Here is a 26,184-nt window from a genome sequence, read left to right as displayed (position 1 = left end):
CGCGAGCTGGCCGACGCCGTGGCATTGTCCGCACGCCTGAGCGGCCGGCGTGCCGAGTTGGGCGCGCGCATTACGGAATGCATCACCGCGATGGAGCAGGAAGGCATCGCACTCGCCGCCGCCGAACAGGGCGTGAATGGGGCGCGTGAGTCGCTGGCCGAAGCGGATCGCGTACAGGATGCCGCGCGCGAGGCGCGAGCGGCATCGCAGGTGGCACACGCGCAGGCGCAGGCGCGGCGTGAAGTGGCGATGGAGCGTCGGGTGCGCCTTGAGCGCGAACGCGACAGTGCCACGACGCGACTTGAAATGCTGCAGCGTGAACTCGCCGCACTCGCGCAGGACGACGCCGCGCTCGAACAGCAGATGCTGGCGTGGAAAGAGCAGCTGAGCGGGCGTCAGACGGTCCTCGAAGCCGCCGAAGCCGCGCTCGCAGAAGCGGAGACGGCCGTGCGCGCTGCGGACAGCGCGTTGACCGATGCCGAACATGCCCTCGACGCGATCCGCCGCGATGCGGTGGCCGCGGCCGATACGTTGCATACGGCAGAACTGCGCCACAGCGAGCTGGCCGGCAAGCGCGCGGCCATTAAGGAGCGTCTCGAAACCGAATGGCGCCGGCCGCTCGACGAACTCATGGCCACGTATGTCCCCGTGGAGCTCGACGACGAGGCGCTCCGTGCCGAAGCCGACCAGTTGCGCGCGCAGCTCGACGCGCTGGGACCGGTGAACCCGTTGGCGATCGAAGAGCACGACGAAGAAGTGAAGCGCCTCGACTTCTTGCAGGGTCAGCGCAACGATCTCGCGCAGGCTCAGCTCTCGCTCCAGCAGGCGATTCGCGAGATCGATGTCACGGCGCGCGAGATGTTCCTCAAGACGTTCGAGGAAGTACGCAACCACTTCCGACATATCTTCATGACGCTGTTCGGCGGCGGCGAGTGCGACTTGCGTCTCGAAAACCCGGAGTCGCCGCTCGACTGCGACATCGAAATCCACGCATCACCGCGTGGCAAGAAAACGCAGCGCATCAACTTGCTCTCGAGTGGCGAGCGCGCGTTGGTCGCCCTCTCGCTGATGTTCGGCATTTTCCTCACCAAGCCGAGCCCGTTCTGCTTGCTCGACGAAGTGGACGCACCGCTCGACGACCAGAACATCGGTCGCTTTGTGCGGATGCTCAACCAGTTCAAGAACAACACGCAGTTCATCGTCATCACGCACAATCCGCGCACGACCACCGAAGCCGCCGATGCGGTGTACGGTGTGACGATGCAGGAACCGGGCGTCAGTTCGCTCGTGAGCGTGCGGATGCGCGGTCCCGCGGTGGACGCGACGGCCGGCGAACCCGCGGCGGTGTGAGCCGGACGCCGGCGATGCGCCGCGGAGTACGTCACGCCATCCACGGATGGCGTGGGTGTGCCCGCCTCGCCGGCGTAGCCCTTTGGCTGTTGTGCGCCGGTGCTCGTCTCGCTGGCGCGCAGACTTCCGGGTCGGTGAGTGTCGTCGGACCGGACGGAAATCCGATTCGCGAAGGCACGCCACGATTCGTGATCACCGCCACTGGATTCACGGCGAGTGAGTTGCCGTTGCAACTCACCTTGCAACTCAGCTTGCGCTCGGATTTTACCGGCGCGCTGCTCGTGGACAGCACCGTCACCGGCGGCTCAACAGTTATCGTGGTGCCGCATCTGTTGCCGGAACGCATCACCGTGTGGTGGCGCGTGCGGGCCCGCACGGCGCTCGGCGCGCTCGTACTGAGCGACGCCACCGGACCACGCACCACGGCGACGTGGCTGTCGCTGGTCGCGCCGAACAACGCGAACGGCACCACCATCGGCTCGGTTCGCCCGACGTTCGTCTGGACCAGCGCGCACCTCTTCGCGCCGGCCAAGCCGTGGCGCTACCTCCTGACGATCTTCAGCAACCTGCGCGGCGATCCCGTGCAGACCGCCACGCTGAGCGACACCGCCTTCACCGCCTTCGCCGACCTCGAGTCCAATACGTCGTATCGCTGGTCGGTGCGCGCCGTCGTCCCAGGGGATGACAGTATCACGGTGCAGAGCGCGTCGACCTTTGTAATCCGCGACGCAAACGCACCGCTCGCCACCACGCTGTTTCAGAACTTTCCCAATCCGTTTCCGACCGCGCGAGTCGCGAGCACCTGCATCTGGTTCGATCTTCGGGTCCAGAGCGACGTGTCGCTTGACGTCTTTGACCTGCGGGGTAACCACGTGGCTCGCATTCTCCCTGGACGTGGGCTCGGTGTGGGCAACACCCTCCCTGCGGGCCGCTATGGCCGCTCGGACCCGCAGAGCGACTCTGGCTGTGATCCACGCCTCACGTGGGACGGGCGAGCCGACGATGGCCGCGTGGTGCCGGCCGGCGTGTATCTCATTCGCTTCAAGGGCGACGGCGTCACCAAAACCGTGTCGGCGCTCTGGAAAGGGCAATAGACAGCACCTCCGCTTATATTGAGAGAGGTCGTTGCTCTCTCATTTTTGTGAGGTCGTTTCACCATGCTCGTTGTGATGTCGCACCACGCGACCTCGGCTGATGTCGATGCGGTGTGCGCTGCTATCAAGGCGATGGGATACACGCCCGCTCCGATGCCGGGTGCACAGCGCACGGCCGTCGGACTCGTCGGTAACGACGGACGGGTGGATGATTCGCTCATCGCCGAGTTGTCCGGCGTCGCCAAAGTCATTCACGTTTCGAATCCATACAAACAAGTCTCCCGCGAATGGCGCCCCGACAGCACGATCGTGACGATCGCACCGGGCGTCGCCTTTGGCGGTAAAGATGTGCCCGTGATCGCGGGCCCCTGTTCGGTAGAGTCCGAAGCGCAGATCCTCGAGTCGGCGCGCGCCGTGAAGGCCGCAGGCGGCAAGGCGCTACGCGGCGGCGCATTCAAGCCGCGCAGCTCGCCGTATTCGTTTCAGGGGCTCGGCAAGAAAGGGCTCGAGCTCCTCGCGCTCGCCAAAGCGGAGACCGGACTCGCCATCGTCACCGAAGCCATGGACGACGAAGGCGCGCATCTCGTCGCCGAAGTGGCCGACTGCATTCAGATTGGCGCGCGCAACATGCAGAACTACTCGCTGCTCAAAACGGTGGGGCGCATCGGCAAGCCGGTGTTGCTCAAGCGTGGCATGGCCGCGACCATCCAGGATCTCCTGCTGAGCGCCGAGTACGTGCTGAGCGAGGGGAACCCAAACGTCATTCTGTGCGAACGTGGACTGCGCAGCTTTGATAGTGCCTCGCGCAACCTGTTCGATCTCACCGCCATTCCCGTGGTGCATCAACTGTCGCATCTGCCGATCGTTGCCGACCCAAGTCACGGCACCGGGCGTCGCGACAAAGTGATGCCAATGTCGCGCGCCGCTGTGGCGTGCGGCGCCGACGGCCTGATGATTGAGATGCATCCGCAGCCCGATCGTGCACTCTCCGACGGCGCCCAGTCGCTGACGCTCGATCAGTTCAGCGATCTCATGGTGCAGCTCCGCCGTGTGGCGGAGGCCGTGGACCGCTCCATCGCGTGAGCGAGGCGCACGCGCCGTCCACCGCTGTGACGACCGCGTGGCGGAGCGCCGGGCGCATCACCGCGCGCGCGGGTCGCACGGTGATGGTGGGGGCGACGCTGAGTCTAATGTTTCCCCTGACGCTCTCGGCGCAGCAGGATACGACGCCGACACTGCTCCGGCGCGCGTCGGTCCGCTACCGCGAGTTCGCGTCGCTCCGTGGCACCTTCGTGCAGACGCTGACCAACCCCGGCGTCTCTGGCGCTCGCACCGCAAAGGGAGAACTCTTTCAGCACGGTGCGTTGCATTTTGCCCTGCGCTACTCAGACCCAGCAGGCGACGCGATCGTGAGCGACGACTCGGCGGTCTGGGTGTACCTGCCGAGCACGATGAAGGGACAGGTGCTCAAGCTATCGCGCGCGGTCGGGGGAAACTTCGATTTTATTTCGCAGTTGCTCTCGCTTCCGACCGCGGAGTTTGAGACGAAAGCACTTCCCGACGACAAAATCGACGGCCGAACCACCGGCGTGTATGAACTCGTGCCGAAGAAGAATGGCGGGATGTTTCAGAAAGCTCGGCTGTGGATCGGCCGCGCCGACACGCTCCTCTGGCAGGTCGAAACGGTCGAGCCCAGTGGGATGCTCCGCACGGTCCGCTTCACGCGGATTCGGCTGAACGGTGTGCTACCTGCCGATGCCCTACGATTCACCCCGCCAGCGGGAACGCGCATTATCGACCAAGCGGCCATGATGGGCGGCGGCAAACGCCCCTGAAGCGCTCGGCCGGCCGCGTGCGCAGTGGCCGATGGTCGCCGCTTCCAGCCACCAGGGCCTGGTAACCGGATGACAGCGCGGCAACGCCGTGCCACCTTTGTTCGTAGACGTAGTGCCCTTTCACTCTCGAGGAGTGTCCGCATGCGGATGTTTTCCGACGCGCGTCGCGCTATTGCGCTGACCGTTGCGTTTGCCCTTACTGCTGCCGCACTGCCGGCGCAGGAAAAAGTTGACGTCGCCACCTTCGAGCGCATTAAGGCCGAGGAAATGACGAAGTCGCAAGTGATGGATATGATGAGCTGGCTCACCGACGTGCACGGTCCACGCCTCACCGGCTCGCCCATCACGCGCCGCGCCGGCGACTGGGCCGAGTCCACCATGACAGGCTGGGGACTCGCCAACGTCCGCTCGGAAAAGTGGGGCCCGTTTGGCCGCGGCTGGACGAACGAGCGCATGACCTTCCACGCCACCGCGCCGCAAGCGTTCCCCATTCAGGCCGCGCCGCGCGCCTGGAGCGCGAGCACCAAGGGCAAGGTGAGTGGCGGCGCGATGATCGTAAAGCTCGACTCCATGGCCGATCTCTACAAAATGGCCGGCAAGCTCAAGGGGAAGTTCCTGCTCGTCGATTCGCTCGTGGATGTGCGCCCGCACCTCACCGCCGAGTTCTCGCGCTTCACCGATGAACAACTCGCCACGATGGCTGCGGCGGCTCCGCCGGCGCCGCAGGCGGCCGGTCGTGGTGGTCGTGCAGGCGGCGCCGGCGCGGTGCCAGGCGCCCGCATGAACTTTGCCACGGTGTGGCGCGACACCGCAGCCATGCGCTTTCTCGAGAAGGAAGGGGTCGGCGCTGTGTTGCTCCGCGCACGCGGGGACGGTGGCACGATCTTCACTGACAACGGCAATCCGCACAACAACAAGAACGAAGCCCAGGTGCCGGTGGTGCACGTGGGCGCCGAGAGCTACGGCCGCGTGTACCGTACGCTGCAGAAAAACGTGCCCGTCACCCTCGAATTGGAGATGACGAACAAGTTCTACGATGACGACCCGAGCTCGTTCAACGTGCTCGCCGAGATTCCGGGAACCGATCCGGCACTCAAGGACGAAATTGTCATGATTGGCGCGCACTTCGATTCGTGGCACGCCGGCACCGGCGCCACCGATAACGCCGCCGGCTCGGCCGTCATGATGGAAGCGATGCGTCTGATTCAGTCGCTCGGCCTCAAGCCGCGCCGCACCATTCGCATTGGTCTCTGGACCGGAGAAGAACAGGGACTGCTTGGCTCGCGCGCCTATGTGCGTCAGCATCTGCAGGACTCGACCGGCGCCAAGCCCGAACTCGCCAAGCTCTCTGCGTACTTCAACGTAGACAACGGCACCGGCAAAATTCGCGGTGTGTACCAGCAGGGGAACGCCAACGTCGGCTCGATCTTCGACGCCTGGATGCTGCCGTTCAAGAATGACGGCATGAAGACCACCACTATCTCCAACACCACCGGCACCGACCACCAGGCATTTGATGCCGTGGGGATTCCGGGCTTCCAGTTCATTCAGGATCCGGTGGAATACGGCACCCGTACCCACCACTCGAATGCCGATGTCTACGAACGCATTCAGGCCGACGACATGAAGTGGAACTCGGCCGTGGTCGCCGCATTCGCCTGGCAGGCCGCACAGCGCGATGCGATGCTGCCGAAGAAGGGACCGCCGAAGGTGCAGCCGTAAAAGATTGCGGGTCATACAAAAGAGCGGGCCGGCGACGATTCGCCGGCCCGCTCTTTTTACTCGCCGTTGCCGTTACTTGCGGGCGCTGTCCTTGCTCTGCGCCACCACGCGCTTGAAGAGCGCCGCCGGCGCCCCCGCGTTCGCCACCAGCTTCGTCGCTCGCGCAATCACGGGGTCGTTGTGCACCGCGCGGTGCTGCGCACCCAGCACACCGAATGCCTGGAGCGTCACCTCAGCCCCGATCACGCGGTCGATCGCTTCGTGCGCATCGTTGAAGACGTCGCGAGAGACATCAAGGCCGCGCGCATGCAGCAGCGTGAGCAGTCCGTCGCGCATCTCCGGCGTGACCACGAACTCATCGTTCGCCGCGGCACGACGGCGCGTCAACTCGGCGGCATAGTCCTTCAACGCGAGACGGAACAGCGGCACCTTCGTCCCGACCGCCGCCACCCACGCGCGCTCGGCCATCGAGACCGTGCTGTCGCCGGCCGACACATCGGGAATGATACCACCGCCGCCGAGCACCACACGACCATTGTCGGTCTTGTAGCGCGGCTTGGCGGTGTCGGCGCTCACATCCACCTCTCGCCGAGCGTGCGGATGATCAATGCTCCGCCCCACCGGCGTGAACCAGAGCGCATTCGTGACCTTGAGCGCGCCTCCGTCTTCTAGCTGCATCACCGCCTGCGCACTGCCCTTCCCATAGGTCGGACGCCCCATCACCACCGCGCGATCGTGATCCTGCAGCGCGCCCGCCACGATTTCCGCGGCGCTGGCGGTAAAATTGTTGACGAGGAGCACCACGGGGAGCGACGGCCACCGTTGCGACGCTTTGTCATTGAACACGGTGCTGGCCGCTACGCCGCGGCCACGCGTGGTGACGATTTTCAAGCCGGAATCCAAAAACAGATCGGCCACCGCCACGCCCTGCGTGAGCAATCCACCCGGATTGCCGCGGAGGTCCATCACCATTGACGTGGCACCGGCCTTCACGAGCGAATCCACCGTCGCGGATGTTTCGATGGCGGTCGAATCGCTGAAGCCTGTGATGGCGAAGTATCCAACATGCTCGTCGAGCATCATCGCGCGCGACACGCTGCTCGTGTGCACTTCCCCACGCTCAATGATGAGCGGAATGCGATTGCCGCCGCGCTGAATGGAGAGCTTCAGCTTACTCCCAACGGGGCCGCGCAGCGCGGTGCGCGCTTCGTCGACCGTCCAGCCGTGCATCGACTGGCCCTCGACTTCGGCGAGCCGGTCGCCCGTGCGCACACCGGCGCGCTCGGCGGGAGAGCCGGGGCGCGTGGCGATCACGGCAATCCAACCTTCGCGCGTGTCAATCGACGCGCCGATCCCCGTGTACATCCCCGTGGTGGCCTCGCGCAGTCGCTTGAGCCGATCGGGCGGCAGATACGAGGTGTTCGGGTCGCCCAGTTCGCGCACCATGCCGAGCGCGGCGCGACGGAACATGTCATCGGCGGCGACGGTGTCCACCCACTTATCGCGGATGTAGCGCATGACGTCGCCGAGCAGGCGTTGCCCCTGCGCGGAGGTGATGCGCGGCGTGGCCGTGGGTGGGGCCGCAACGCCGCGACGCACGAGCCAGCCACCGACGCCGAGCGCCGCCAAAAAGATGAACACCACAGCGGCAAGCGGACGGCGATTCATGCGGTGACCTGGAGTGCCGAGCGAAACTCGGCACAGTGACGGCACACCACGTCGAGGACCTGCGCGGCGACCAACGCTTCGGCGGCGGATCCATCAACCGCGTGGATGGGACCGCATTCGGGATGTGCGGCCTGCCAGTCTGGGGCAGCGAAGCGAGCGAACGACTCCGCGACGCGTGTGTGAAACTCATCGCCGGAATTTTCCATACGATCGGCGGCACCGCGCTTGGCGGCGCGTTGCAGTCCGTCGCTTGGCGCAACCGTGAGCAACACAGTCACGTCCGGCACGAGTCCATTGGTCGCCACGCCATTGGCGGCGCGCACATCAGCGTCGGGCAACCCGCGTCCTCCCATTTGGTAGGCATACGTCGAGAGGAAGAACCGGTCGAGCAACACGCACGTTCCCGCGTCGAGCGCCGGGCGCAGTTCGCGCTCCACGAGTTCGGCGCGCGATGCCATAAAGAGCAACGCTTCCGCGCGCGGCGACATGTGCCCTGCTGGGTCGAGCAGAAGGCGGCGAATTTCGTCGCCCAATGGCGTACCGCCAGGCTCACGAAAATTCGCCACGCGAACGCCGGCCGCTGTCAGACGCGACGCAAGGCGGGCGAGCTGCGTGCTCTTCCCCGCCCCCTCGCCCCCTTCGAATACGATCAGACGGCCGCGTGCCACCGTTATCCCAGCGTGATGATGGGGCTCGCCGCACCCTTTCGGATGCCATCGAGAATCCATTGGTTCACCTGCACCATCACTTTATCGAAGTTCTCGTTGGCCACCATCACGCGCTGGTAGGTCGCGTTGGTTTGGACTTGGCCAAGCAAGCTGTCGAGTTCCTGCTCCATTTCCGCGGTGGGCTGCTCCCCACGCTCCATCATTTTTTGCGCCTCAACGCGCAGTTGCTCCATACGCTCGAGCATGGCAACGGCGGCTTTGTCGTCGGTGAGCGCATCGCTGGCGCGCTTGACCGTCTGATATTCCGAGCTCTGGCCAATGAGACGGCCCAGTTCTGTGGCTTTGTCGGACAGCATCCCTCGTGTCTCCATTCCCCAACTCAGGGGGCGTCATTGCGTTGCGCCACGAGAAACCGCTCGCGGCCAGTGAGGTCCATCCGAACGGAGACGGTGCGCCAGCGCGGATCCTCCTCCGCGCATGCGCGAGCCAGATCGGCCCGCTGGCTGTCGATTTCAACCGTCAGCAACCCGCCAGGTTCCAACAAATCGGGCGCCCCGCGCACAATCGCGCGAATTGCCCGCATGCCATCGTCTTCGCTGAAGAGGGCCAAATGGGGCTCCCAGTCACGGACCAGCGACGGGAGATCGCCTGCTTCAACCGGAGCAATATAGGGGGGATTCGCCACGATCGCTCGCAGGCGTTCCCCTCTGAGCGGAGCCAGCAGGTCCCCTTGGCGGAACTCCACGGGCGCGATCGTCCCCAACGGTGCGGAGCTACTCGATTGCCGCTCGGCGAAGTCGGCCTGAGACAGGGCTGTGAGCGCCTCCAGATTGGCGCGTGCGACGTCGAGGGCGTCGGAGGAGAGGTCGGTGCCAATCACTCGCTCAAACCGCCCCTCGGTGGCCAGCGCGAGGGCAATCGCGCCCGAGCCGGTGCACACATCGGCTACGACGCCCCCCTGCGGAACAGCCGCCAGCACAATATCCACCAGCAGCTCGGTCTCAGGGCGCGGAATCAACACGCGCGCGTCTACCTGCAGGGTGAGGTGTCGGAAGGCAGCCTTGCCAACGGCGTAGGCCAGCGGCATTCCCTGCTGCAGGCGAGCCGCGGCAGCGGTGATGGCCGACACGGTGGCGTCGTCGAGCTCGAGCGCGGCATTGGCACTGGGCCAGAAGCGCGGGCGGTCGAGTACGGAAGCGATCAGGTCGCGAGCGTCGGCGCGCGAGGGCGGGACGTCGGGGCCGGCAAGTTGCTGCGCGAGGTCATCCAGCAGACTACCGAGGATCACGCGGGCCCTAAGGTTCGAGGTACGGCGCCTGACCTGCTGTGGTTCAACTATCGCCCGCCAGACGCTCTTCCATCTCCGCCAACTTCAGCGCCTCGACCAACTGCCCCAGATCACCATCCAGCACGCCGGTGAGATCGTGCGTGGTGTAGTTGATGCGGTGATCGGTGACGCGGTTCTGCGGATAGTTATACGTGCGAATCTTGGCCGAACGGTCGCCGGTGCTGACCTGCGAGCGGCGCAGCTTGGACCGCTCGGCTTCTTGCTCGGCGACTCTCATGTCGAGCAGGCGGGCGCGGAGCACGTCCATGCCCTTCAGCTTGTTTTGCAACTGACTCTTCTGATCCTGCTGGCTCACCACAAGCCCAGTGGGAAGGTGCGTTATGCGCACCGCAGAGTCGGTGGTATTCACGCTCTGGCCGCCAGGGCCGCTGGAGCGGAACACATCGATGCGAAGATCCTTCGCTTCGATTTTGAGATCGAGTTCTTCGGCTTCGGGGAGCACCGCCACCGTGGCGGCGGAGGTGTGAATGCGCCCGGCGGCTTCGGTCGCGGGCACGCGTTGCACGCGATGCACGCCGCTCTCGCCGCGCAGGTCACCGAATGCGCCCGGACCCTGCACTTTGAAGATGGCTTCCTTTACGCCGTCGAGCGTGCCCTCGGAGTACGAGAGCATCTCCACTTTCCAGCGGCGTTTTTCGAGATAGCGCGTGTACATGCGGTACAGATCGGCCGCGAAGAGAGCGGCTTCGTCTCCGCCGGTGCCAGCGCGGATTTCGACGATCGCGTTGCGGTCGTTGAGCGGATCGTGCGGAAGGAGGAGCGGCTTGAGCTGTTCCTCGATCAGCAGGATTTCCGTTTGCAACCGCTCGATCTCTTGCTGCGCTTCGGCGGCCATGTCGGGGTCGCCGCTGTCGGCGAGCTCGCGCGTCTCGACGAGCTCACCGTCGCATTTTGCCAAACGCGCGGCGCGCTCAACGACCTGATCGAGCCGCTGGCGCTCACGCCCCAGAGACGCCAAGAGCTTCGCGTCCCGCAGTGTTTTGGGGTCGAGAAGCTCTCGTTCGACGGTCGCCGAGCGCTCGAGCGCTTCGGCGAGGAGACTGCGTAGACTCAGGCGCCGGCCTTGGCGTACTTCTGGCGGAAGCGCTCAACACGACCAGCGGTGTCGATCATCTTCTGCTTGCCCGTGTAGAACGGGTGGCACGCGGCACAGATATCGAGATGGATCTCGGACTGAGTCGAACGGGTCTGGAACGTGTTTCCGCACGCGCAAATAACCTTGGCGGTTGCGTACACGGGATGGATTTCTGGCTTCATCGTCGGATCCTCCTCCGGCTGATTTCTGGGCGAGCCTTGAATAATAGCGAGGCGACACCCCAGACTCAAGTGCCTGCGCCAACTCGTTGAAATAGGGTAAATCGCACCGCCACTTAGCGTTACGCGCCAAACTGCCGTAGATGATGGTCCAAGTGGAGCGCGTTCAGCCGGCTGAACTGCCGGCCGCTCATCCGGCCGAAGGCGGGGTGGTCTCCCCACTCGCTGTCGAGCGGCTTGGCAGCCACGGCCTGAATGAGCCCCACGAGCACCGTTTTCTCGTGCGCGAGATCGTAGGTGCCAGCGGCGACGAACTGCGGCGCCGTGGGTGAGCTCTTGGGCCAGGGCAGGTAGAGCGCAATGGGGCGCATAAGCCACTGCGGGATTGGAATCTTGAACGGGGTGGCGGCTTCGAGTCCCAGACTTCCGGAGAGTCCGCGATTGACGTGCCAGAGCATCTGGTCGGGCGACATCTTGCCCCAGTGCCGCGGGCTTGAGGCGCTTACAGATTGCACGCGCGCGATGAACGCATCGCGCGCGCCGGGGGTATGCAGGCTCATTGGGCTCGGTGGGTTGAAGGGGGGCGAACGACTGGAAACTTGTGCCCTGCACCGTCCGTCGTTCAAGGGGGCGGCGCGCCTTTCTGCGACGGGTGTGCGACGCCCGCGACGGGCTGGCCGGATTTGGGTTACCAACTGTCGGTTTTGGCGAATCTCGGTGGTATGATGCACGAGGCACTATCGCACGCACGCATTTCTCTCGCACGGAGGTGAGCATGCGCACGATTCTTGGATTCGGGATGCTGCTCGGCGCACTGGTTGCGCCCCCGCTGGCCGCCCAGAGCACAGCGGCCGCCGCTCCTCGCGACTCGACGGTGTTCCTGCGCATCCGCGACGGCTCAACCGTGGTCGGAACGCTCGCGCGCGAGTCAGCGGAGAGCCTCTGGGTGGTGACGGGCGGCGGTCGTCTCACCTTCGCCAAAGCGGCCATCCGCGAGCGCCGCAATGTGCGGGCGTCCGATGTCCACGATGGCGAGTACTGGGCCCCCAATCCGCACGACACGCGGCTGTTTTTTGGGCCGACGGCGCGCATGCTCGACGCCGGCGACGGCTATTTCTCTGACTTCTATCTGTTCTTCGTGAACGGGTCGTACGGCGTGACCGATCGCGTGATGCTCGGTGGCGGGATGTCGGTGTTTCCGTCGAGTGACTTCAGTAACAACGTGTTTTATCTCACGCCGAAGCTGTCGCTCGTCAAAGGGGAGCGATTCAACGTGGCGGCTGGCGCGTTGGTGGGCTTTGCCGGGCATACCAACGGTAGCGCCGGCTTGCTGTATGTCACGGCCACCAATGGCGATGCCGACGACGCGCTCACCTACGGCCTCGGCTGGGCGTACTCGCAGGGAAAGATTGGCGGAGACGCCACGCTGATGCTCGGGGGCACCAAGCGCGTGTCGCGCCGCGTGATGCTCATGACCGAGAATTATTTCTTTACCGGAAGCGGTGGAGGCTATGTGCTGCCGATGTATGGCATTCGCTTTGTGGGGGACCGTCTCTCCACCGACCTTGGATTCTTGAACTTTGTGGGCAAGGGCGAGTCTGGCATCTTCCCGGGCATACCGTGGGTGGGCTTTGCTCTCAAGTTTTGACGCCGAATACGCCTCGGCGGTTTGACCCACCTCTGGCGAGCGCCTAACTTCGCCAGAGCGCGCGAACTCCCCCGTCCCGATCTCCGCTATGCACGTCGCTGATTTTCTCGCCACGGTTCCGCTCTTCAAATCGCTCCCCGCCGACGAAGTCGCGAAATTCGCCGACGCGTTGCGGGAGAAGTCGTACCCGCGCGGGAGTGTGATTCTCTTTGAGGATGATCCGGGCGATTCGCTGTTCATCGTCCGCCGCGGACGCGTGAAGGTGGTGCTGGTGGCGGAGGACGGCCGCGAAGTGATTCTCGGCCTCCTGAGTGAAGGCGAGCACTTTGGCGAACTGTCGCTGATTGACGATCAGCCACGCTCGGCGCATGTGATTGCGATGGAGGACGCGGAGTTGCTGGTGCTGCGTCGCGAAGATTTTCGACGTCGCGTGGAAGCCAATCCGAGTGTCGCCTGGGCGCTGATGCTGGAGCTGTCGCGCCGGCTGCGCCGCGCCGATATCAAAATTGGAACACTGGTATTGCTCGACGTGCCCGGGCGCATTGCCCGCATGTTACTGGACGCGGTCAATGACGGCGGCAGCGAGCTGATCGCCAAGCGCCTCACGCACCAAACCATCGCGCACGTGATCGGCGCGAGCCGCGAAACGGTGTCACGCGCCATGCGCGACTTTCAGGAGCTGGGGTGGGTTACCACCGAGCGCCGGCACATTCGCGTCACGAACCGCGCGGCGCTGGAACAGCGTTCGCAGCAGCGCGTCTAGGCGCGGTGTGACGTGCGTCACTCTCGCGTCGTGACCGGTCGTCTTTCGCTGCGGCACGCCGCGGCGGTATCGTCGTGTATGCCGAGACGCGCACGATGACTTTACAGCTCACCTTCTGGGGAACGCGGGGTTCTATTCCGTCGCCCGGCGGCAGTACCGTGCGCTACGGCGGAAACACCCCGTGTGTGGAACTCCGCACCGCGGACGGGTGGATGGTGATTCTCGACGCCGGCACCGGTATTCGCGAACTCGGCCACTCGCTCATCGAGCGCGCGAGTGGTGCCCCGATCACGGGCGACATTTTTCTGACGCACGCGCACTGGGACCACATTCAGGGAATTCCCTTTTTCTCGCCAATCTTTCAGCGCGGCAATCACTTCACCATCTGGGGGTCGAAGTCGCTGGAAACCAGCATCGACCGCGTGGTGCGCGATCAAATGTCGCCGGTGGTGTTTCCGGTCACGTTTGAGCAATTGGACGCGACGATTGATTTTCGGCACATCGCGGAGGGTGAGCGCTGCGTCGGAAACGGGTATGAGGTGCGCGCCTTTGACGTCCATCACCCCGGGGGCGCGCTGGCCTATCGCTTTACCGCGACGGGCACGGAGCAGTCGCTCGTGTATATCTCCGACAACGAGTTGGGCGACGCCGAACGCTATGGTCCGCCGAATGGCTGGCGCGACCGGTTAGTGGAGTTCGTGCGCGGCGCCACTGTATTGGTGCACGACACGACCTACACCACGGAAGAGTACGAACAGCGCCGTGGATGGGGGCACTCTACCTACCGTGACGGCGTGCAACTCGCGCTCGACGCTGCGGTAGGCTCGCTGGTACTATTTCACCATGAACCGCGTCGCACCGACGACGAGCTGGACCGTCGCGTCACTGAGTGCCGCGCGCTGGTGCAGGAACGCGGCGGAGCACTTCGCGTGCTGGCCGCGGCCGAAGGACTGACACTCGACGTGTAGTGGCACCGTCCACTCTCGCTCTACCTGACTGAACCTTGGAGGTTCGATGAAGTTGCCCGTGTTTACTGCTGCAACCGTGCTGTCTCTGTTCGCGCTTACGAGCGCCCCCTGCGTGAGCGCCCCGCTTGCGGCACAGTCCAAGGCGACGGTCGCCGTAATTCCGTACACCAATGCCGCGATTGGCAAGGCGAACGCCGAACTCGAGCCGCTCACTAAGGGCATTGCAGATTTGATGAGCGTGGAACTCTCGGCGAACACGAGCATTCGGCTGACCGAACGCGAAAACCTCGGGCAGGCGATTGCCGAACAGAATTTGTCGCGCGACGGACGCGTGGACGCGGCCACCGTCGTGAAGTTGGGCAAGCTGCTCGGCGTGCACCACATGGTGACGGGCTCGTTCATCACCGACCCCAAGGGCACGATGAAACTCACCTCCCGCGTCTTCAATGCGGAGACGGGCGAAATTGAATTTCAAACGGTGGATCAGGACAAGACCGATAACTTTATGGCGCTCGTCACCAAAGTGGCCGGCAAGCTGAACGCCGGTATGAAATTACCCGAGCTTGCCAAGCAGGCCAGCGCCGAACGCGAACAGGCAGCCAAGAAGATGTCGTTTCAGGCCGTGATGCTTTACTCGCGCGCGATTGCCGCGGCCGATGCCAAAAAGAAAGGCGAAGCCATCACGTTGTTCCGGCAGACCCTCAAGGAGTTTCCGGATCACGAGCCCTCCAAGAAGGAACTCGCGAAGCTCGGCGAAACGCCCTGATTCACGAGGGCACTCGTGAAACCGCTCGTCTTCGCGCCGGTGGGGCGCGCGCTCCCTGGGCTCGACGCCTTTCTCGCCAAACGGGTCCCTGGCGACGTTGAGCTGCAGCGCGTGCCCCGTCTTCCGGAGCCGGCGTCGCTGGCGGTAGATCGACCGACGGTCATCCTGCTCGACGAGTCGCTGTGCGAAAGCGTGCACGGCCACGAGCATGGACTGGAGCGGATAGCAGACGTGGCGGCGATCGTGGCGGTCGGTGAACCCGGAACCACCGAACCGGCACCGAGCATTCCGGCGTCGATCCTCTCGGGGTTCGTCGCCGCTGATGCCGGCGACGCCGTTATGCGCACGGTGCTTCAAGGGGCGTTTCGTCAGGCGATGGCGATGGCGATGGCGCGCCGCGCACGACGTCGCGAAGAGCGGAGCGCGGCGGATCTGCAGGAACTCACGCGGGTGGGCGTCGCGCTCTCCACCGAACGCGACCTCCTCACACTGCTCGGCATGATTCTCAGCCAGGCGCGTCGACTGGCCTCGGCGGATGCGGCCTCGCTCTATCTGGTGCGGCGTCCGGAACGAGGGCCAGCTCTTCTGCAGTTCAAGCTGACGCAGAACTTTACGCTGCCGTCGATTCCCTTTCACGAATCGGAGATGGCACTCGACCACCACTCGGTGGCGGGCTATGCGGCATCCACTGGTGAGCCGATTGTGCTTGCCGACGTGTACGCGCCGCCTGCGGGTGTGCCGTACGCATTCAATCGGTCATTCGACGACGCGCTTGGGTATCGCACCAAGTCGATGCTCGTGATTCCGATGCGCACGCACGCAGACGAGGTGATTGGCGTCCTGCAATTGATCAATCGCAAGCGGCACGCGGACGTGCGCCTCGCGACTCCTGCGGACGTCGACGCTGAGGTGCTCCCGTTTGGCCGGCGCGCGGTGGACTTGGTGAGTGCGCTCGCGTCGCAGGCCGCCGTGGCGATTGAGAACAGCCGTTTGTACGAGGAAATTGAACGACTCTTCGAGGGATTTGTGACGGCCTCGGTCACGGCGATTGAATCGCGCGATCCCACCACGAGTGGTCACAGTGCACGCGTGGCCACGCTGACCTGCGGGCTGGCCGAAGCGGTGGACCGCGTGGGAGATGGCGCGTATGCCGCCACTCGATTTGATCGCGACCAGTTGCGCGAACTTCGGTATGCGTCGCTGCTGCATGACTTTGGCAAGGTGGGGGTCCGCGAGCAGGTGCTCGTGAAGCAGAAGAAACTGTACCCCGGCGACCTCGCTATCATCAAACATCGCTTTCAGTACCTACTGCAACGCGCCGACCTCCACTACGAACGGGAGCGCGCCGAGTATTTGCTGGCGCATGGGGAGGCGCGGTATTCCGATGCGCTCGCGCATCTGGAGCAGGTGCGTCGCGCCGAACGGGAGCGGCTCCAACATTTTCTCGACGCGGTGGTGCGCACCAACGAGCCGACGATTCTTCCCGAAGGGACGTTCGAGGAACTCGAGGAAATCAATGCCCGCACCTTCGTGGACTTCGACGGCGTCGAGAAGCCGCTGCTCTCCAACGAGGAACTGCGCTACCTGATGATCAATAAAGGAAATCTCGACGAGCGGGAGCGGCGCGAGATTGAGTCGCACGTGTCGCATACCTTTCGGTTCTTGGAACAGATTCCGTGGACGCGCGCGCTCAAGGGAATCCCGGCCATCGCACACGGGCATCACGAAAAGCTCGATGGCAGCGGCTACCCACGGCAGGTCGCCGCAGCCGAGATTCCGGTGCAAACGCGTATGATGACCATTGCGGACATCTACGACGCGCTGACCGCCACGGACCGGCCGTACAAGCGCGCGGTGCCGGTGGAGCGGGCGCTGGACATTTTGCGCGACGAGGCTCGCGACGGCGCACTCGACAGCGCGCTACTGACAGCCTTTGTTGAGGCGCGGGTGTTTGATGCGGTGCGAAGCGACGCCGTGATTGTCTCGCGGGGACGCTGAACCGACGCCGATTCTAGGCGGCGCCCCAGCCGCCGCCGCCAGGCGTTTCGATGGTGACCACATCGCCCGGCTGCAGCTCCACGCGACACTTGGCCGGTAGCGCCGTGCCATTCAGCAGGTTGCGCCCGGTAAGCCCGTCACTGCCGCCGTGTGCACCGCGCGGCGCGCGTGCGCGACGCTCCGTGAGCAACGTGACCGTGCATCGCTCCAGCACGTGATAGCGACGTACAACGCCATCACCGCCGCGGTGCGCACCATTCCCGCCGGAGCCACGGCGTACCGCGTACTCATCAATCACAATGGGATAGCTCCGCTCGAGCGACTCGATGGGCGTGTTGCGCGTATTGCTCATGCCCACGTGGACCGCACTCGGTCCCGGACCTTTGGCGCTCGCGCCTTGGCCACCACCGAGTGTTTCGTAGAAGGTCCACCCCGCGCCGCCAAAGGTGATGTTGTTCATGGTGCCCTGCCCCTGCGCGGGCACGGCGACACCGGCGTCGTCGAGTGCGGCAAAGAGCAGGTCGGTGACGCGTTGCGAGGTCTCGACGTTCCCGGCCGCGACCGCCGACGGCCACTTGGCGTTGAGGACGCAGTCATCGGGCGTGACAATGCCAATCGCGCGCGCGATCCCTTCGTTGGTGGGAACGTCGTCCTCGAGCAAGGAGCGCAGGACGAACAGCGCGGCCGATCGCGTGACAGCGAGCGGCGCGTTCACATTTCCTCGGACCCGTGGTGAACTTCCCGCAAAGTCGAGCGAGAGCGCGCCGTCGCGAATGGTGATCTTCACGCGGAGCGGAACCGGCGTGTCGCTGGCCCCGTCGCCCTCCAGTTGATCTTCGGCCTGCCCTATTACGTCGCCGATTTCGCGCAGTCGTGCGCGCGCGCGGCGTTCGGCGTAATCGAGCAATGCGCTGGTAGCCGCGGCGAGCCGTGCGGGGCCCTCGCGCGCAAGCAAGGCGCGCCAGCCCGCGGCACCGGCCGCGCACGCGCCGCGCTGTGCCGCGAGATCGCCGCGCCGTTCCGCTGGGGTGCGCACGTTCGCCAAAATCAGCGCGAGAATATCGTGGTCGGTCTCGCCACCGCGTGCCAAACGGGTCGGCGGAAGAATGAGCCCTTCCTGCACCAGCTCCGTGGCGCCCTGCGGCATTGAGCCTGGGCTAATGCCGCCGACATCGGCGTGATGCGCACGCACGGCCGCGTAGCCCACCACATCGCCGTCGTGGGCGATGGCCTCAACCAGCGTGAGGTCGGGGAGATGCGAGCCGCCGTGATTCGGGTCGTTCAGAATGAACACGTCGCCCGGCTCGGGATCGCGCGCGCGCACGGCGCGCACCGACTCGGGCATGGCGCCGAGGTGCACGGGAATGTGCGCCGCTTGGGCAACCATCCGGCCACCGGCATCAAAGAGCGCGGACGATGCGTCGCGCCGTTCGCGAATATTTGGCGAGAGTGAGCCGCGCTCGAGCACGGTCCCCATCTCTTCGGCGATCATCGCGACGGCATGCGCCATCACGGCGAGATCGAGCGGATCGAAGTGGTCGCTCATGCGCGCTCCAGCATCCAACCGCCAATGGGGAGAGCGCGCGCGGTCCAGCCAGCGGCGACCACCATGGTGGCATCGGCAAGGGTGAGCACGCGTGGTCCGTGCATGGGCTCGGCGATCTCGGCGGCTCCCTCAAAACGGACGGGCACGGCATTCCCCATGGCTGCGACGCGGAGCGCGACCATTTCTACGGCGCGGTCAAGAACGAACCCGTAGCGCGATTGATGCATTGAGGAGAACCGAGCGGCGAGTGCGTTCCCATCATCGGAGGGCATACACGGTACGTCGAGTTCGTGTCCTTGCCCCGCGTAGCGCACGCGGGCGTGCCAGCTGTGACGGGCCATGGTGCGGCCACCGGACGCGCGTTCGGCGAGTGCGGGCAGTGTGGAGGCAAACCACGCGGCGTCGAGCGTGTCCACCGCACGCATGACACTGCGGGCCGCGTCACGACGTTCCGGAGCAATCGCGAGTCCGAGCGCACTCAGTACGCCAGCGTAGGGCGGCACAAGAATGCTGCGCATACCCAGCAGATCGGCCAGCGCGCATGCATGTAACGGCCCGCCTCCGCCGAAGGCGACCAGTGCGCAACTGCGCGGATCGATGCCGCGCTCCACGCTTACACGTCGCAGCGCGCGCGCCATCTCGGCGTCAGCAATAGACACAATGGCCGCGGCGGTGCGCTCTGGGGTGGCGCCCAATGTTGCGGCGAGCGCTGCGATGGCACGCTTGGCGCCGGCCGCGTCGAGCTGCACGCCGCCGGAGAGCCGCGAGGCATCGAGATTTCCGAGTGCAATATGTGCGTCGGTGACCGTGGGCTGCGTGCCCCCGCGCCCGAACGCCACCGGCCCAGGTACCGCACCGGCGCTCCGCGGTCCCACGCGGAGCGCGCCACCGTCGTCCACCCAGGCGATGCTACCACCGCCGGCGCTGACGGTTTCGACGAGCACGCGCGGCAATGCAATCGGCACGCCGGCAACGGCGCCACCGGGTTCCACGAGCGGTTCGCCGTCGAGTATGAGTCCGGCATCGGCGCTGGTGCCACCAATGTCGATGGTCAGTGCGCGGTCGAGCCCTGCGGCCTGCAACACCGCCGCGGCACCCACCACGCCACCGGCGGGGCCAGACAGTGCGAGCGAGGCTGCCGCCGACGCCGCTTCGGCCGCCGTGCGCATGCCGCCGCCGGACGTCATCACCTCGGGCGCAGGAAAGCCGCCCTGCGCGAGCCGGGTGGAGAGATGCTCGAGATAGGTGGCCACACGCGGCCTCGCATATCCTTCGGCGACGGCGGTCGCGGTGCGCTCGTACTCGCGAATTTCCGGAAGGACCGCAGCGCTGCACACCACCTCAATTCCCGGCAGCCGTTTTGCGATGGCGGCAGCGAGCCGTTGCTCGTGCGCATCGTCTTCGTACGCGTGGAGCAGTGAGATCACCACGATGTCTGGGGCGAGCGCCGCCACCGCCTCGGCGACGCGGTGCGCTTCGGCATCGGTGAGCGCCAACTGCACGCCGCGCGCGTCGCGCCGCTCCTGCACCGCAATTACATCGGCGACGGCGACGAGCGACGGCGGATGTTGCGCTGAGAGATCGTAGAGCGCGGCGCGCTCTTGTCGCCGCAGCTCGAGAAGATCCGTCGCGCCGGCGGTCGCGCAGAGCACGACGCGCGCGCCGCGGCGTTCGAGGAGCAGATTGGTGACCACCGTCGTGCCGTGCGCGACGCGCGTCACACTCGCGGGCAATACGCCAAGCGCGGCCAACGACGCGGCCACGCCTTCACTTTGATCGGAGGGAGTCGAGAGGACTTTGCGCGTCTCCACCAGCCCCTGTGCATTCACCGACGCGAGATCGGTGAAGGTGCCGCCGACGTCAATGCCAACGGAGATGGTCATGCCACGTCCCGCGGAAAGCGGGTTGCGCGCAGCAGCCCCCAGGTGAGTGCCAGATGCGGCGGGACCATGATCAGCAGGAGAGCGCCATCACGTTGCGCATAAAATGGCGTGAGCGCGGCCACGAGCGCGATGATCGCAGCGCCCGCCGTGAACGCCGAGAGCGCCCTCGACGCTACCACTACGCGACGTGGCGCGCCCACCGCGAGGGAGAGTGGCAAGAGCAACGCGAGTGCGAGCGATGCGGGGGTGCCGAGGAGTACGTTGACGTTTTGCGCCATATACACGTGCTTGGTGAAGGTGCCAAGCACCGCGACGATGATGCCCATCGAGCCCGCGACGAGATGGAAGAGCGCTCCGATGACGCCCACGCTCCAGCGCGCGGCCACGCTACGGTACGTGCGCGCACCGAAGAGCACGATCACCAGCGCCAGCCCAAAACCAATGACGAGGGCGGGCCGCGTATACGACGGTGGCTGCGGTCCGTCGGCAAAGCGTGCGCTATCCAGCACGACGCGTTCGTTGCGGACGAGCGGGCGCACGGTTCCATCGGCGCGCCGCACCTGCGCCACACGCAACCATTCCTGCAGACGCATCGGCACGAACATTTCGTCCCATGCCGACAGCGCCGAATCGGCGCGGGCACCGAGGGCGAAGTCCATCGCAATATTGGTGGTGGGGTATGCCGCCGAGAGACGCATGGTCTCGCTGCGGAAGCTCACCCCGTGCGACTGGCCGGCAATCGCCGCGTGAAACGCGCCGTTCAGTACGCCATCGAGCAGGTCGCGCACGCGCGTCGCACAGTTGTCTCGGTAGTAATCGTACCGGTACCACTTATGGGCCTCGGTGGCATTCCATTGGATGAAGCGCAGCACGGAATCTTTTTCCTGTGCCGTGAGGTCCAGCTCTTGTTCCCACACCGCGCGGCCGTGACTGCGGTACGCCGTCAGCAGCGGCACGGTGGGATAGCCCTGCATCCAATAGAGCGTATTGCCGGTGAGGAAGTTCTGATAGAAATGGGGCTGATCGAAATCGAACATTCCCCAGTTGTACGCCGAATCCACGCCCGTGCGCAGATTGCGGATGCGCAATGACTGATGGCCAAACCGTTCGTAGAGTTCGTCCCCAGGGCCCATAGTGAGCACTGTCACGAGCAGCGTATCAGTGGCCGGGTCTGCGGCGGCACTGGCGCCAGTAGCGCCAGCGGTCATGCGCGGCACGGCGGGGCGCGCGGGGCTCTGCGCCTCTGCCACGCTACTTCGCGTCAGCCCATGGTGCGCGGCAGCAACCGGCCACGCCAGCGCACACGCCGCCAACGCGGCGAGCCGGCGCGCGAGGGTCACAGGCGAATCTCTTTGCCGTCCTCAGCTGCGCGATAAATGCCTTCGATCGCCCAGTAGACTTTATCCTGATCGTCCGGCGACTCGTAGGGCACTTCGTCGCGCAACACGGCCACGAAGTGCGCCAACTCTGCGCGATACGACTGAATAAACGGGCTCTCACGTTGCGCGGCGCCACTGGGAGAGACATCCGTGGCTTTGCCGTGGATTTCCTTGACGATGCGCAACGGCGAGAGACGCGCGCTCCCCTTGGTACCGATGACCTCGAACCACCAGCGGTCTTCGCCACCGAGGTAGTCCCAGTTCACGTCAATCGTAATGTTGATGCCGCCAGAGAGCTCGGCGAAGACGAACAGCGCGTCTTCTACGGTATTGGCACCGCGCGCGCGGGTCATCGACGCACTTGCCCGCACCGCATCGGGAAAGTTTGAGACCCACGCGGCCAGATCAAGCAACGGAAGGCCATGCTCAAGAAACGCTCCGCCCCCCGACTCCGCACGACGCAGGCGCCACGGCGCCATCGTGGTGCGCTGACGGTACGAACCCCCACGCACGGTGTGCAGACGCCCCAGTTCCCCACTCTGCACGAAGGAGTTGAGCAGTTGCACGTCGCTGCGGAAGCGTTGGTTGTTTGCCACGAACAGTTTGCGATCCGCCTTCTTGGCCGCCGCCAACAAGCGTTCGGCACCGCGCGAATTGAGCGCGAGCGGCCGCTCGACCATCACATTCACGCCGGCCCGCAGGGCGCTCAGCGCATGCGGTTCGTGCAGGTGGTTGGGCGTCGCCACAATCAGGGCGTCTAGGGCTTCGGACTCCAGCAGGAACTCGATGTCGGTAAACGTGTTGGGCACGTTAAAGCGCTGCGCGAGGGCGCGCGCCTTGCCGGCATCATTATCGCAGAGGGCGACGACTTGCACGCCGCGCATCTTGGAGAGCACCGGCAAGTGCGCCGTTTGCGCGATCGCGCCAAGTCCGATGAGTGCCACGCGAACCGGTGGCCGGACCGCGACAATGCCAGGACTCGATTTCACGTCAGTTGACCGTACCAATGGATGTCCCCGGATAGTACGTCGAGAGGATAGCGCGGGCCGACTGTCCAGCGCGCGAACGTCCAATGGCTCCCCATTGGCACATTCCGATGCCGTGACCGTACCCGTTGCCCCGCACGACGAGGCGTGAGAGCGAACCCGTGCGCGTTTCGCTCTCAATCATAAAATAGGTGCTGTTCAGTATCTCGCCACCGGGAAGGCGGAGCACGTAGCGAATGTCGTTCCCGCGCAGGGTGAAGGTTCCCCGGTCGGTGACGATGGACAGGCGCGCCACGCGTCCGCTGGGGGTGCGCTGATCCACGTTGACGGAGCGCGCCCGCCCCGGTCCGCCGGCCGGCACGGCAGCGTAGGTCTTGAGGTGCGCCCGGAGCGCGGCGTCGAGTTCGTCGGCGGTAAAGGTCCGGGTCCAGGCAAAGCGAGGGGCGGGGTCGCAGTAATAGCGGTCCGTCGTGCCGGGGACCCGGTCACTGACGCGCTTGAGGTATGGCTCATTGGTGGAACGCCAGACTTCGTCGGGCGCGGCCGTCTCGCCCCCACAGGCCGAGTGGTAGGGGGCGTTGACGATGCGCCCGTTGTAGGTGATCACGAGGCCATTGGTGGATGCCACCGCTTGATCGGAAAACGGGCGTTCGGCGTCGGCGCCACCATACACTTGGTCGGACACCGTGGGGAGGAGGTCGTAGTTGGCGCCGCGCGTAGCGCCCTCCTGCGCGGCAATGATGCGAATGTAGGTATAACTGCGCGCCGCGATGGCCTGCGCCTCAACCGCGGCCTGCTCATTTGGGGCGCGCGGACCGCCGATCTCCATTGGCACGACGCCCCGGAGATATGCCTCCACAGGGAGCACGTTCACCACGAGCATGGCGCTGTCGGTGGACACAAAACGGAGCGACCCGCGATAGCGCTTTTGCGTGAAGAGCGGGAATGCGTCGTCGCGGTCCGTGCGCAGGGTGAGTGGCCCATCGGTCCAAGGCGTGCTTCCGCCCGCGGCAGAAATGGCGCGCATCTGGCGCCCGCGTCGCTCAATATTCCAGCCATCGCCCGCGCGTGCCCGTACGAGCACGGCGTTGCGGGAGTCGAAGAGCCGCCACGGGCCGGTGGCATCGAGCGAGGCGCCCTGGGCAGCAGTGGCGAGCGCCACACGGACGTCGCGAGGGCCATCCATGCGCGCGCGGGGGGCGTCGTCGAGCGGCATGTCGTTGACGGGGCGCACCGCCGTGTCGGCCATCGGCGCACGCGTGGGGGCGGACACCAGCGGTGGCCGCTGCTCCGGCTCCCGCACGCGTTTTCCCACGCATCCCACGAGCAGCGCTGCCACAATCCAGGCCGCGCCACGCACTCCCCTCACCGGCCGAAGCTCCCGACCGACGTCACGGGCAGTGACCGTCCACTCCGCACGGCCGGCGCGGCCGGCGTGGGGAGCACCGTGATCACGCGCGCCTCGAAATCGTAATCGTCCACGACATCCACTACCTCGACTTCCGCGAACGCCCCCACCGGCACATCGGCATCGAGCAAGGTGAGCCCGTCAATATCGTCGGCCTGCCAGGGCAACCGTGCGCGGCGATCGCCTTCGGAAAGGGCCAGCACGCGCTGCCCAAGGCGACTCTCGTACCGTTCGGCGGTAATCGCGCGCTGAAGCTCGGTGAGCCGCTCCAGACGGTCGCGCTTCACTTCGTCGGGGACGTCGTCCACCATCTCCGCCGCGCGCGTGCCTTCTTGCGCCGAGTAGGTGAAAGCACCGACGCGCTCGAATTTGATTTCTTCGAGAAAATCACAGAGCCGCTGAAAATCGTCGTCCGTCTCGCCAGGGAAACCGACAATGCAGGTGGTGCGAATAGCCAACTCGGGCACGGCATCGCGGAAGCGTGCGACTTTCTCGCGAATGGTCTTCTCGCGCTCGGGACGCCGCATGCGTTCGAGCACGGCGTCGGACGCGTGCTGAATGGGCATATCGAGATAGCGCACAATACGCGGTTCGCGCGCAATGACCTCCAGCAGCCGCGGTGTGATCCCCGCCGAGTAGAGGTACATGTTGCGAATCCACGGAATGGAGGTCTCGCGCACGAGCGCCTCGAGCAGATCGGGGAGTCGCAGATTGTCCTGCCGATCGCGCCCGTAGTGCGCGAGATCCTGCGCCACGAGGTTCACTTCGCGCGCGCCCTGTAGCTCCAAGAGCTGCGCCTCGCGCACAATCTCATCGAGTGCAAAGGAGCGGTGCTTCCCACGCATCAGGGGGATCGCGCAAAACGCACAGCCGTGGTCGCACCCTTCACTGATTTTGAGATAGCGCACATGCGGCGTGCCGCCGGCGTAGAGCCGCACGCCGGGGTGCTGCGTGACGGAATCGCCAATGAGCCCGCGTTCGAGCAAACGCGGCACCAACTGCTCCATCTCCGAGGCGCCGAGGAAAAAATCCACCTCGGGGAGCGCGGCTTCGAGCTCGCCCTTGTGGCGTTCGACCATGCACCCGACGGCGACGACGGCCTGCGCCGCGCCCTCGCTCTTCATGCGCCCGGCCGCCACGATCGCGTCAATCGACTCGGCTTTGGCCGCATCAATAAACCCGCACGTGTTCACAATGATCAACTCGGCGTCGGCGGCGTCGTCCACCTGCACCGCGCCGTGATCGACGAGTTGGGCGAGGTAGCGTTCGGAGTCGACGGTGTTCTTGTCACACCCGAGGGTAACGAGGGCGACGCGCATCTAGCGGAAGTTTCCGAAGTTGAGTGCCACGCCGTATTCGCCGGAGCGCAGAAACTGAATGACGCCCTGCAACATGTCTTTGTCGGGCGAGGCGATGCGGACCTGCTCGCCCTGAATGGACGCCTGCACCTTTTTGAATTTCTGCTCTTTGATGGCGGCCACGATCTTCTTGGCGGTTTCACTGTCGAGCGACTGCTTCAGTGTGACTTCGCGCCGAAGAATGTCGCCGCCGCCAGGCTTGACCTCGCCGACGTCGAGATTCGACACGGGGACGCCGCGCTTGATGAGTTTGCCCTGCACTACGTCCCAGAGCGCGCGCATGCGCATGTCGCTGTCGGCGGTGAGATTAATAATCCCGTCCGCGCGCTTGAACTCGATCTCCACCTCGGCGCCTTTAAAGTCAAAGCGCTGGGCGATTTCTTTTTGCGCTTGATTGACGGCGTTGTCGACCTCTTGGAGGTCTACGCCGGTGGTCACGTCAAACGAAGAGTCCTTGGCCATGGCAGAATGGGGGCGAAAAGGGGCGAATGAAAACACAACGGCCGACAGCAGTCGGAAGACTGCCATCGGCCGCACCGCGC

At 65.2% G+C, this 26,184-nt stretch carries 24 protein-coding genes; 10 read left to right on the top strand and 14 right to left on the bottom strand.

Translation table 11 applies throughout. The features are described from left to right. The 5 genes from NTZ43_01080 to NTZ43_01060 all read left to right on the top strand — a co-directional run. A partial coding sequence (locus NTZ43_01080) for an AAA family ATPase (GenBank protein ID MCX5765803.1) occupies positions 1–1,350 on the top strand: 1,350 nt, incomplete at its 5' end. Positions 1,351–1,484: 134 nt separating this feature from the next. Then, a complete protein-coding gene (locus NTZ43_01075; GenBank protein MCX5765802.1) occupies positions 1,485–2,444 on the top strand; it encodes a hypothetical protein in 960 nt (319 codons plus the stop codon). A 63-nt stretch (positions 2,445–2,507) separates the two neighbouring features. Next, positions 2,508–3,527: a 3-deoxy-7-phosphoheptulonate synthase gene (gene aroF, locus NTZ43_01070; GenBank protein MCX5765801.1), complete on the top strand. Its 1,020-nt coding sequence runs from the start codon at positions 2,508–2,510 to the stop codon at positions 3,525–3,527. Beyond that, a complete protein-coding gene (locus tag NTZ43_01065; GenBank protein ID MCX5765800.1) occupies positions 3,524–4,279 on the top strand; it encodes an outer membrane lipoprotein carrier protein LolA in 756 nt (251 codons plus the stop codon). The genes aroF and NTZ43_01065 overlap by 4 nt, the downstream gene beginning before the upstream one ends. A gap of 141 nt (positions 4,280–4,420) precedes the next feature. Continuing rightward, a complete protein-coding gene (locus NTZ43_01060) occupies positions 4,421–6,001 on the top strand; it encodes a M20/M25/M40 family metallo-hydrolase (GenBank protein ID MCX5765799.1) in 1,581 nt (526 codons plus the stop codon). 72 nt (positions 6,002–6,073) lie between these two features. Here the strand turns inward: NTZ43_01060 and NTZ43_01055 are convergent, their stop codons facing one another. The 7 genes from NTZ43_01055 to NTZ43_01025 form a co-directional block, all read right to left on the bottom strand. Next, entirely contained in the window at positions 6,074–7,669 is a 1,596-nt protein-coding gene (locus NTZ43_01055; GenBank protein ID MCX5765798.1) for a S41 family peptidase, read from the bottom strand. After that, the gene (tmk, locus tag NTZ43_01050) at positions 7,666–8,337 is read right to left on the bottom strand and encodes a dTMP kinase (protein ID MCX5765797.1); all 672 of its coding nucleotides are present in this window, start codon (positions 8,335–8,337) and stop codon (positions 7,666–7,668) included. The genes NTZ43_01055 and tmk overlap by 4 nt, the downstream gene beginning before the upstream one ends. Positions 8,338–8,339: 2 nt before the next feature. Beyond that, on the bottom strand, positions 8,340–8,693 hold the full coding sequence (locus tag NTZ43_01045; GenBank protein MCX5765796.1) for a YlbF family regulator: 354 nt from the start codon (positions 8,691–8,693) through the stop codon (positions 8,340–8,342). 23 nt (positions 8,694–8,716) lie between these two features. Beyond that, the gene (prmC, locus tag NTZ43_01040; protein ID MCX5765795.1) at positions 8,717–9,625 is read right to left on the bottom strand and encodes a peptide chain release factor N(5)-glutamine methyltransferase; all 909 of its coding nucleotides are present in this window, start codon (positions 9,623–9,625) and stop codon (positions 8,717–8,719) included. A 43-nt stretch (positions 9,626–9,668) separates the two neighbouring features. Next, on the bottom strand, positions 9,669–10,739 hold the full coding sequence (gene prfA / locus NTZ43_01035; GenBank protein ID MCX5765794.1) for a peptide chain release factor 1: 1,071 nt from the start codon (positions 10,737–10,739) through the stop codon (positions 9,669–9,671). Beyond that, positions 10,736–10,942, bottom strand: coding sequence for a 50S ribosomal protein L31 (rpmE, locus tag NTZ43_01030; protein ID MCX5765793.1), 207 nt, complete (start codon positions 10,940–10,942; stop codon positions 10,736–10,738). The genes prfA and rpmE overlap by 4 nt, the downstream gene beginning before the upstream one ends. Positions 10,943–11,061: 119 nt before the next feature. Continuing rightward, positions 11,062–11,499 carry a DUF1569 domain-containing protein gene (locus NTZ43_01025; protein ID MCX5765792.1) on the bottom strand — a complete coding sequence of 146 codons (438 nt, stop codon included), beginning with the start codon at positions 11,497–11,499 and terminating at the stop codon, positions 11,062–11,064. A gap of 215 nt (positions 11,500–11,714) precedes the next feature. Here NTZ43_01025 and NTZ43_01020 point away from each other — a divergent pair, with 215 nt between their 5' ends. The 5 genes from NTZ43_01020 to NTZ43_01000 all read left to right on the top strand — a co-directional run bounded on the left by NTZ43_01020 (position 11,715) and on the right by NTZ43_01000 (position 17,082). Beyond that, entirely contained in the window at positions 11,715–12,587 is an 873-nt protein-coding gene (locus tag NTZ43_01020) for a hypothetical protein (GenBank protein MCX5765791.1), read from the top strand. Between the two features lie 88 nt (positions 12,588–12,675). Then, the gene (locus NTZ43_01015) at positions 12,676–13,350 is read left to right on the top strand and encodes a Crp/Fnr family transcriptional regulator (GenBank protein MCX5765790.1); all 675 of its coding nucleotides are present in this window, start codon (positions 12,676–12,678) and stop codon (positions 13,348–13,350) included. Positions 13,351–13,445: 95 nt separating this feature from the next. Beyond that, complete coding sequence (locus NTZ43_01010) at positions 13,446–14,318, top strand: MBL fold metallo-hydrolase (protein MCX5765789.1); 873 nt, start codon at positions 13,446–13,448, stop codon at positions 14,316–14,318. 46 nt (positions 14,319–14,364) lie between these two features. Then, positions 14,365–15,084 carry a hypothetical protein gene (locus NTZ43_01005; protein ID MCX5765788.1) on the top strand — a complete coding sequence of 240 codons (720 nt, stop codon included), beginning with the start codon at positions 14,365–14,367 and terminating at the stop codon, positions 15,082–15,084. A 15-nt stretch (positions 15,085–15,099) separates the two neighbouring features. Beyond that, the gene (locus tag NTZ43_01000; protein ID MCX5765787.1) at positions 15,100–17,082 is read left to right on the top strand and encodes a GAF domain-containing protein; all 1,983 of its coding nucleotides are present in this window, start codon (positions 15,100–15,102) and stop codon (positions 17,080–17,082) included. A 13-nt stretch (positions 17,083–17,095) separates the two neighbouring features. On the opposite strand, the gene NTZ43_00995 is transcribed toward NTZ43_01000, so the two are convergent. The 7 genes from NTZ43_00995 to NTZ43_00965 are packed head-to-tail and all read right to left on the bottom strand — an operon-like array spanning position 17,096 to position 26,104. Next, the gene (locus tag NTZ43_00995; GenBank protein MCX5765786.1) at positions 17,096–18,628 is read right to left on the bottom strand and encodes a hydantoinase B/oxoprolinase family protein; all 1,533 of its coding nucleotides are present in this window, start codon (positions 18,626–18,628) and stop codon (positions 17,096–17,098) included. After that, on the bottom strand, positions 18,625–20,511 hold the full coding sequence (locus tag NTZ43_00990) for a hydantoinase/oxoprolinase family protein (GenBank protein MCX5765785.1): 1,887 nt from the start codon (positions 20,509–20,511) through the stop codon (positions 18,625–18,627). Before NTZ43_00990 ends, NTZ43_00995 begins: the two co-directional genes overlap by 4 nt. Then, positions 20,508–21,851 (bottom strand): DUF4105 domain-containing protein, encoded by a 1,344-nt coding sequence (locus NTZ43_00985; protein ID MCX5765784.1) that lies wholly within the window; start codon positions 21,849–21,851, stop codon positions 20,508–20,510. The genes NTZ43_00990 and NTZ43_00985 overlap by 4 nt, the downstream gene beginning before the upstream one ends. Continuing rightward, positions 21,848–22,879 (bottom strand): Gfo/Idh/MocA family oxidoreductase, encoded by a 1,032-nt coding sequence (locus NTZ43_00980; GenBank protein ID MCX5765783.1) that lies wholly within the window; start codon positions 22,877–22,879, stop codon positions 21,848–21,850. The genes NTZ43_00985 and NTZ43_00980 overlap by 4 nt, the downstream gene beginning before the upstream one ends. Before the next feature lies 1 nt (position 22,880). Beyond that, positions 22,881–24,245 carry a SpoIID/LytB domain-containing protein gene (locus tag NTZ43_00975; GenBank protein MCX5765782.1) on the bottom strand — a complete coding sequence of 455 codons (1,365 nt, stop codon included), beginning with the start codon at positions 24,243–24,245 and terminating at the stop codon, positions 22,881–22,883. After that, entirely contained in the window at positions 24,242–25,603 is a 1,362-nt protein-coding gene (gene rimO, locus NTZ43_00970; GenBank protein MCX5765781.1) for a 30S ribosomal protein S12 methylthiotransferase RimO, read from the bottom strand. Before rimO ends, NTZ43_00975 begins: the two co-directional genes overlap by 4 nt. Further along, positions 25,604–26,104: a YajQ family cyclic di-GMP-binding protein gene (locus tag NTZ43_00965; protein ID MCX5765780.1), complete on the bottom strand. Its 501-nt coding sequence runs from the start codon at positions 26,102–26,104 to the stop codon at positions 25,604–25,606. Positions 26,105–26,184: the final 80 nt, after the last annotated feature.

It is taken from the genome of Gemmatimonadota bacterium, assembly GCA_026387915.1.
Lineage (GTDB): Bacteria > Gemmatimonadota > Gemmatimonadetes > Gemmatimonadales > Gemmatimonadaceae > Fen-1231.
Note: the sequence above shows the minus strand (reverse complement) of the source record. Positions and strands in the feature narration are given on the sequence as shown.

Coding starts and splice junctions, on each gene's coding strand:
- aroF (MCX5765801.1), top strand. CDS start 2,508: ATGCTCGTTGTGATGTCGCACCACGCGACCTCGGCTGATGTCGATGCG.
- NTZ43_01060 (MCX5765799.1), top strand. CDS start 4,421: ATGCGGATGTTTTCCGACGCGCGTCGCGCTATTGCGCTGACCGTTGCG.
- NTZ43_01055 (MCX5765798.1), bottom strand. CDS start 7,669: ATGAATCGCCGTCCGCTTGCCGCTGTGGTGTTCATCTTTTTGGCGGCG.
- NTZ43_01045 (MCX5765796.1), bottom strand. CDS start 8,693: ATGCTGTCCGACAAAGCCACAGAACTGGGCCGTCTCATTGGCCAGAGC.
- rpmE (MCX5765793.1), bottom strand. CDS start 10,942: ATGAAGCCAGAAATCCATCCCGTGTACGCAACCGCCAAGGTTATTTGC.
- NTZ43_01025 (MCX5765792.1), bottom strand. CDS start 11,499: ATGAGCCTGCATACCCCCGGCGCGCGCGATGCGTTCATCGCGCGCGTG.
- NTZ43_01020 (MCX5765791.1), top strand. CDS start 11,715: ATGCGCACGATTCTTGGATTCGGGATGCTGCTCGGCGCACTGGTTGCG.
- NTZ43_01015 (MCX5765790.1), top strand. CDS start 12,676: ATGCACGTCGCTGATTTTCTCGCCACGGTTCCGCTCTTCAAATCGCTC.
- NTZ43_01010 (MCX5765789.1), top strand. CDS start 13,446: ATGACTTTACAGCTCACCTTCTGGGGAACGCGGGGTTCTATTCCGTCG.
- NTZ43_01005 (MCX5765788.1), top strand. CDS start 14,365: ATGAAGTTGCCCGTGTTTACTGCTGCAACCGTGCTGTCTCTGTTCGCG.
- NTZ43_00995 (MCX5765786.1), bottom strand. CDS start 18,628: ATGAGCGACCACTTCGATCCGCTCGATCTCGCCGTGATGGCGCATGCC.
- NTZ43_00990 (MCX5765785.1), bottom strand. CDS start 20,511: ATGACCATCTCCGTTGGCATTGACGTCGGCGGCACCTTCACCGATCTC.
- rimO (MCX5765781.1), bottom strand. CDS start 25,603: ATGCGCGTCGCCCTCGTTACCCTCGGGTGTGACAAGAACACCGTCGAC.
- NTZ43_00965 (MCX5765780.1), bottom strand. CDS start 26,104: ATGGCCAAGGACTCTTCGTTTGACGTGACCACCGGCGTAGACCTCCAA.